This is a genomic window from Novosphingobium sp. B-7, from assembly GCF_000410615.1.
GTDB lineage: Bacteria > Pseudomonadota > Alphaproteobacteria > Sphingomonadales > Sphingomonadaceae > Novosphingobium > Novosphingobium capsulatum.
This window is the reverse complement of record NZ_KE148426.1, coordinates 1-7,567: the sequence shown is the minus strand read 5'-3', so window position 1 is coordinate 7,567 and position 7,567 is coordinate 1. Positions and strand designations below refer to the sequence as shown.

The 7,567-nt window shown below is 65.0% G+C and carries 7 protein-coding genes; all 7 read right to left on the bottom strand.

Annotated elements, in window-relative coordinates; all coding sequences use genetic code 11:
- Positions 1–341: SDR family oxidoreductase (locus tag H926_RS34965; RefSeq protein ID WP_237741097.1), on the bottom strand; the 341-nt coding region annotated here is incomplete at its 3' end.
- Positions 338–802 (bottom strand): beta-lactamase hydrolase domain-containing protein, encoded by a 465-nt coding sequence (locus tag H926_RS0118505; protein WP_022677624.1) that lies wholly within the window; start codon positions 800–802, stop codon positions 338–340. The genes H926_RS0118505 and H926_RS34965, both read right to left, overlap by 4 nt.
- Positions 799–1,671 carry an amidohydrolase family protein gene (locus H926_RS0118500; protein ID WP_022677623.1) on the bottom strand — a complete coding sequence of 291 codons (873 nt, stop codon included), beginning with the start codon at positions 1,669–1,671 and terminating at the stop codon, positions 799–801. The genes H926_RS0118505 and H926_RS0118500 overlap by 4 nt, the downstream gene beginning before the upstream one ends.
- 157 nt (positions 1,672–1,828) lie before the next feature.
- Positions 1,829–3,343, bottom strand: coding sequence for an aldehyde dehydrogenase family protein (locus tag H926_RS0118495; RefSeq protein WP_022677622.1), 1,515 nt, complete (start codon positions 3,341–3,343; stop codon positions 1,829–1,831).
- 60 nt (positions 3,344–3,403) lie between these two features.
- Positions 3,404–5,563, bottom strand: coding sequence for a PQQ-dependent dehydrogenase, methanol/ethanol family (locus H926_RS0118490; RefSeq protein WP_022677621.1), 2,160 nt, complete (start codon positions 5,561–5,563; stop codon positions 3,404–3,406).
- A 57-nt stretch (positions 5,564–5,620) separates the two neighbouring features.
- On the bottom strand, positions 5,621–7,186 hold the full coding sequence (locus H926_RS0118485) for a class I adenylate-forming enzyme family protein (protein ID WP_022677620.1): 1,566 nt from the start codon (positions 7,184–7,186) through the stop codon (positions 5,621–5,623).
- Between the two features lie 201 nt (positions 7,187–7,387).
- On the bottom strand, positions 7,388–7,567 hold a 180-nt coding region (locus tag H926_RS33615), incomplete at its 5' end, for a hypothetical protein (RefSeq protein WP_043610416.1).

The window sequence follows — 7,567 nt, the reverse complement described above, 5'->3', positions numbered from 1 at the left end:
GTGACATTCCCCGCCATGACCGCCGCAAACGCCGCGTCGCCATAGTCTTCCCCCGCCGCAAATGTGCCGCCAATACCGGCGTTGCAGAACAGGCCGTCGATGGCGCCGCGCGCAGCCACAGCCGCGTCCAGCGCCGCCAGCAATTGCGGCTTGTCAGCCACGTCTGCCACTGCCCATCCGGCCGCGCCGCCCAATTCTGCCACCGCCTCTTCCAGCAAGGCGGCGCGCCTGGCAATCAGGGTTACCGTGCCGCCGCCGGCCACCACGCGCTGCGACGTCGCGCGGCCGATCCCGCTGGAAGCCCCGGTGATCACCACATGGCGGCCGGCGAAATCCGTCATGCCCGCCCGCCTGCGATGAACGCGGCCCAGACCTGCGCCTCGGGCCGGTCAGACCCTTCTGGCGTCCATTGCCGGGCCATCAGCGCGCGCGCCTGCCCCTCGCCCATGCCGGCCACCGCGCGGTGCCAGCGATAGAAGAACGCCGCCACCCGCCAATTCATGATGCAATGCACGTGCACCGGGCGCGGCGCTGCATCCAGTGCTGCGCAGAACGCGGCGAAATGCCCGTCATCGGGCGCATCGAACGGCACGGGGATATGGGTATAGCCGATGCCCGCCGTCGCCAGCCGCGCGCCCTCTTCGGGCAGGGCCTCTGGGTGGGTTTCCAGCGCCAGGTTGATCACATGGGCCACGCCCAGCCCGGCTAGCCGCGCCACGTCGCGCGGCTCCAGCCGGCCCGACGTGGTGACATCGGCCCCCAGCCGCTGCCACGCGCGGATGTCGGCCGGATCGGAGGTCATTCCAGGCCCAGCAACCGCACGGCGTTGTCCTTCATGATGCCCGGCAGCACATCGTCGCGGAAGCCGACCTGGCGCGCGGCGTCGAGCCACTTGTCGGGCCGGATCAGCGGGAAATCGCTGCCGAACAGCATCTTCTTGCGCAGCTGGGTATTGGCATACTGGATGATCTGCGGCTGGAAATACTTGGGGCTCCAGCCCGACAGGTCGATGAACACGTTGTCCTTGTGCAGCGCCATCGACAGGCTTTCATCCACCCACGGCCACGAGGGGTGCGCCAGGATGATCTTCATGTCGGGGAAATCCACCGCCACATCATCGACCAGCATCGGCTGCCCGTATTTCAGGCGGATGCCCCCGCCCCCGCGCATGCCGGTGCCCATGCCGGAATGCCCGGTGTGGAAGATCGCCGGCAGCTTGTAGTGGTTGATCACCTCGTAGATGGCATAGCCAACCTGCTCGGCCGGATGGATGTTCTGGCAGATATGGTGAAACTTGAAGCCCTTGACGCCATAGTTTTCGATCAGGTCACGCGCCTCGCGCGCGCCATACTTGCCCTTGTGCGGATCGATCGAGGCAAAGGGGATGCACACGTCGTCGTTCTGCGCGGCAAATTCGGCGATTTCATAGTTCGACACGCGCTTGGCGCCGATCCCGCTCTCGCAGTCCACCGTGAACAGGCAGAACGCGATGTTCTGGTCGCGATAGATCTGCGCGATCTCGGGCATCTTGGGCCGCTCGCGCGGCGCCTTGAAATAGCTCGATGCCGCATCGAAAAACTTGCCCATCACCGGATCTTCGGGATCGTGGCACGAAACTTCGGCGTGCACGTGCACGTCGATGGCGGTGATCTTGGACAGGTCTATGGGCATCAATGCAGTCCTTGCGATGTGCGCCTCATCTTTCGTCACCCCGGACTTGATCCGGGGTCCCGCTTGGCACCTAATCCGGCACTGCGGAACGAAGAAGCGGGACCCCGGGTCTAGCCCGGGGTGACGAAGAGAAAAGGGCGCGCTTTAAATCAGCGCCTTACAGCTGGATAATTACGGTCTTGGTCTCGAGATAGGCTTCCACGCCCTGGCGGCCCTGCTCGCGGCCCAGGCCCGATTCCTTGTAGCCGCCGAACGGCAGCGCGGTATCGATCATGGCGTGGCAGTTGCCCCAGACGGTGCCCGATTTGATCTTGGCCGCCAGCTTGTGCATCGTTGCCACATCCTTGGTCCAGATGCCGGCGCCCAGGCCAAAGCAGGTGTCGTTGGCCATGCGCGCCACTTCATCCAGGTCTTCAAAGCGCTGCGCCACCACGACCGGGCCAAAGATTTCCTCGCGCACCACGCTCATCTGCGGGTTCACGTTGGCCAGGATCGTGGGGTTGACGTAATAGCCGCCATCGCTGGCCGGCACGTCGCCACCCATCACCACGCTGGCACCATCGCGCTTGCCCGCTTCGATATAGCCCATCACCCGCTCGTGCTGTTCCTTGCTGACCAGCGGCCCCATGTGCGCCTCGGGATCGAGGCTGGGGCGCGGGCTCCAGAACGGGGCGGTGGCGGCCATGCCTTCCAGAACCTGGTCGAACACCGACTTGTGCGCAAACAGGCGCGAGCCCGCCACGCAGACCTGGCCCGAATTGAAGAAGATCGCACCCGCCGCGCCCGGCGCTGCCTGCGCCACGTCGACATCGGGCATCACCACCACCGGGCTCTTGCCGCCCAGTTCCAGCGTCACGCGCTTCATGCTGGCAGTGGCATTGCGGTTGATCAGCTTGCCGATCTCGGTCGATCCGGTGAAGGCCACCTTGTCGACATCGGGGTGCTTGACCATGCGATCACCAGCAGTGTGGCCATTGCCGGTGATGATGTTGATGACGCCGGCGGGGAAACCGGCTTCCACCACCAGATCAGCCAGCTTGAGCGCGGTGAGCGAGGTCTGCTCGGCCGGCTTCAATACCAGGGTGCAGCCCGCCGCCAGGGCCGGCGCGATCTTGAGCGAAGCCATCAGCAGCGGGAAGTTCCACGGCACGATCTGCGCGCACACGCCCACCGGCTCGCGCACGGTATAGCTGAACACCTGCCCGCCGGGCATGGTATAGGGCTGCGTGGTTTCGCCCGAAATCTTGCTGGCCCAGCCGGCCATGAAGCGCAACTGGCTGATCGCACCGGGAATATCGATGGCGCCGGCCATGGTCTTGGGCTTGCCGTTGTCGATCGCTTCGAGTTCGGCAAAGAGATCGGCATTGGCTTCGAGCAGATCGGCCAGGCGGTTCATGGTGCGATCGCGCACCATCGGCGGCAGGCCAGACCAGCGGCCATCATCGAACGCGGCGCGCGCGGCGGCCACGGCGCGATCCACATCCTTGTCCGATGCATCGACCACGTGGCCCACGATCTTGCCGCTCGACGGGTCTTCCACCTCGATCACGGCATCGTGGCTGCTGTCCACCCATTCGTTGTTGATGAACAGCTGCGGCTTGCGCGCCAGAAAGGCCGACGCTTGCGGGGAATAGGCGCGCTGCTCGCGCGAAATCGTCGTCATCTCGTTCATGGCCGACTCCTCTCCATTATTTGTAATGTATCATAACATTTTCACCGGACCAAGCGCGCGTCAATTGCGCGCCGTACCCTTGCCGATGCGCTGGCCAGTCTTGGCCTCCAGCGCCTTGTCCTGGTTGGCGCGCGCGATCAGGTACTGGCGGATCGCCTCGGCATCGTCGGCGGTCAGCACGCTCTTGAACGAGACCATTCCGGCCTCGTGCAGCGCGCCATCGAGCACGACCATCTTGATGCCCTCGGCCGAACCGATCGCACCCGAATGGCGCAGATCCGGGTTCACCCCACCGGCCACCGCAGCGTCGCCATGGCAGACGTTGCAATAGCGGCCATAGAGCATGCCGCCATGGGCGACCTGCTCGGGCGTGCCGGTCAGCGGCGGCGGATCGAGCGGGCCGGCATTGCTGGGTGGCGGCGGCGGCAATTGCCCCTTGGCGCCCAGCTTGAACACCATCAGGCGGCTGATGTTGCGCGATGCCCCACCCTTATGCGCGAGAATGCCGGTGGCCACGTCCCACACGCCGCCCCAGCCGACCATCACCGCCACATATTGCTCGCCGCCGATGGCATAGGTCATCGGCGCGGCAACGATGCCGCTCTGCGCCGGGAATGACCACAGCTTGTGGCCCTTGTCGGCGCTATAGGCGACGAACTGCCCCTGGGCATTGCCCTGGAACACGAGGTTGCCGGCGGTCGACAGGATGCCGCCGTTCCATGGCGAAACCTGGTCCACCCGCCAGGCCACCTTGCGATTGGCCACGTCCCACGCGATCAGCGCACCGGTCGTGCCGGCCAGCGCACCGGCCTGCACCTTGGGATCGGCCGGCATCGACGTGGTGTAACCGTCGATCCCGGTCTGGAAGCCCATGCCACTGGGTTTCCAGTCCTTGGCCGCGAAATAGGGGAAACCGGCAACGTTGGCCGGAATATACAAGAGGTTGGTCTTGGGGCTGAAGCTTTGCGGCTGCCACGAATGGGCCCCGCCCGCACCCGGCAGGCCGATGAACGGCTTGCCGGTCTTCTCATAGCGCGCCTCGGGGTTGATCGTCGGCCGGCCGGTCTTGGGATCGATCCCGGTGTTCCAGTTCACCGGCACGAAGGGCGTCGCCGACAGGAACTGCCCGGTCTGCGCATCGAGCACATAGACATGGCCGTTCTTGGGCGCATGCAGCGCGACGTGGCGCGGCTTGCCGTCGATCGTCACGTCGGCCAGCGTGATCTGCGCGTCGGAATCGAAATCCCAGCGGTCCTCGGGCGTTTCCTGATAGTGCCAGGCATAGGCACCGGTATCGGCATTCACCGCCACGATCGACGAGGTGTAGAGCGAATCCCCGCTGCGCCCGGCGGGCGCCGGGTTCCACGGCTCGGCATTGCCGGTGCCGAACAGGATCAGGTTGGTCTTGGGATCATAGGTGATCGAATCCCACACCGTGCCGCCACCGCCCAGCGTCCACCAGTCGCCAGTCCAGGTCTTGGCGGCGGCTTCCATCGCCTTGTTCTCGAACCCGTCCTTGGGGTTGCCCGGCACGGTGTTGAACTTCCACACCTGCGCGCCGGTCTGCGCGTCATAAGCCGCGATATAGCCACGCGCGCGGTATTCCCCGCCGCCCGAACCGATGACGATGCGCCCCTTCACCACGCGCGGCGCGCCGGTGATGGCATAGTTCTTGGGATCGGGCACGACGACCTTGTCGAACACGACATGGCCGGTCTTCTGGTCGAGTGCGATCAGCCGCCCATCTAGCGTACCGACATAGATCTTGTCGCCATAGAGCGCCGCCCCGCGGTTGACCGCGTCGCAGCAGGCAGACACCAGGGTTTCGCGCGGCACCTTGGGATCGTATTGCCAGATCACCTTGCCGGTGCGCGCGTCATAGGCCTTGACCATCGACCAGGCGGTGGTGGTGTAGAGCACGCCATCGTGCATCAGCGGCGTGGCTTCCTGGCCGCGCGCGGTATCGAGATCGACCGACCAGGCCAGGCCCAGTTGCCCGACGTTGCCAGTGTTGATCTTGTCGAGCGGCGAGAAGCGCTGCTCGCCATAATCGCGCCCGTAGCTGAGCCATTCATCCTGCGGGGCCGCGGCAATCAGGGCATCGGTCACCCCGCTTGTCGCCGCACCCGCCGGCGCATCACCCACCGCCTTGCCACACCCTGCCAGCGCCAGCGCCGCCAGCGATGCGAGGCCCAACCCAGCCACGAACCCGTTCCGCATCACTCTCTCCATGTCACGTCGTTCTTGCGCCTGATTTTTCAGGTCAGTTCACGGTGTTCAGTTCACCATGCGCTGGGCATTGCCCCAGTATTTCGTGCGCAGGGCCTTCTTGTCCATCTTGCCGGCCGCCGTGCGGGGAATGGCGTCGACAAACTCCACCGACTTGGGCGCCTTCACCCCGCCAAGGCGCGCCTTGGCAAAGCTGATGATGTCCGCCTCGCTCACCCCTTGGGCCACGACCACGGCATGGACCTGCTCGCCCCACTTTTCGTGCGGGATGCCAAACACGCAGGCCTCGCGCACCTGGGGCAGTTCGGTTACGGCCGCCTCGACTTCGGCGGTGAAGACGTTGAACCCGCCGGAAACCACCATGTCCTTCTTGCGGTCGACGATATAGAGGTAGCCGTCCTGATCGAGCTTGCCCACGTCACCGGTGTGGTGCCAGCCGAACTTGCGGATTTCGGCGGTTTCCTCGGGCTTTTCGAAATAGCTGTGCGTCACCAGCGCGCCCCGCACGCAAATTTCGCCAGCCTCGCCCAAGGCGACCTGCTGGCCATCGTCATCGAGCAGCGCCACCTTGATCGAGCGGGTCGGCTTGCCGCAGGCGGCCAGCTTTTCGGGCGCCTCCCGGGCAAAGCGGGCGACGTCTTCGGGCGGGAACCAGGCCACGATCATCGGGCATTCCACCTGGCCATAGGCCTGGCACATGCACGGGCCGAAAATCTCCACCGCCTGGCGCAGCTTTTCGGGCGAGCAGGGCGACCCCACCAGGATGAAGATCTTCAGGCTGGAATAATCATGTGCGCCGATCTGCGGCGAGGCCATGAGCTGGTACAGCGCCGTGGGCGGCAGGTACATGTGGGTGACCTTGTGCTCCTCGATCGCAGCGAGCACGGCCTCGGCATCGAAGCCGGGCAGGATCACCTGCGTCGCGCCGAGGCTGAGCGTGGACAGAGAAATCGGCCCGGCGGCGTGGGTGATCGGGGCAGACACCAGCGCCACAGGATCGGCCGTGCGCCCGCCCATGGCATCGGCCGCGGTCTCGATCATCGTGCCCCAGCCCAGGTTGGTGACATTGGCACCCTTCGATGGGCCGGTGGTGCCGCCAGTGGGAAAAATGCCGACCAGATCGAACAGGTTGCCGAACGCGTCGATCTCGGGCTCGACGAAATCCTGCGCGGTCACCCCGGCGATGAATTCCTCCAGGCTGGGATCATCGCCCATGCGCCGATCGAGGCAGACAAAATGCTGCATCACCGGGCATAGCGCCTTCAGCTGCGCCACTTCATCGGCCTTGCTGGAATGATAGACCAGCCACTTGCAGCGCACATAGTTGATATAGGCGGCATTGGCATCGATGGCATTGCGGGTGTTGACCGGAATCCACTTGCCATTGGCGCGCCACATCGCCAGCAGCACCACCAGCAGCATGCCATCGTTGGGGCCATAGAGGCCCAGCAGGTCCTGATTTTCAAAGCCATGGCGTTGCAGCGCGGCGGCGATCTGCTCGCTCAATTCCTTGGTTTGGGCAAAGGTCAGCTTCAGGCCGGTTTGCGTATCGACAACTGCCAGCCGCGCGGGATCGCGGTCATGGCCCCGGTCGAAGTAATCAATCGCACGCATGGCTTCTCCTCATCCGCATATCGGCGGAACCGGGAAGCGCCAGGCTGGCGGGCAAAAACCACAGGCGAACACGCGGCTATGGCATCGACTCTCCCGATTCCGGTTACCCCGGTATTTGTTAGTGTTGCATACTAAATGCGGATTACCGGCGGTCAAGCCGCCATCTGCGTGCGTTTCACGTTTGCTGCCTCAAAGGGCAGATCAACTCCGTGCTGCCATGCTCCAGCGGAACAGGTGCCGCTTGCCCGAAAGCGGCGCAGCCACCGCGCGCTCGGCCGTGGGGCGCAATCCCTGCCCGCGCGCGGCACCGCGCAGCATGACCCAGTCGCTCCACCCGGTCAGCCCTTCGACGCGCCCCTGGTCCAGCGTCGCCAGGCGGCG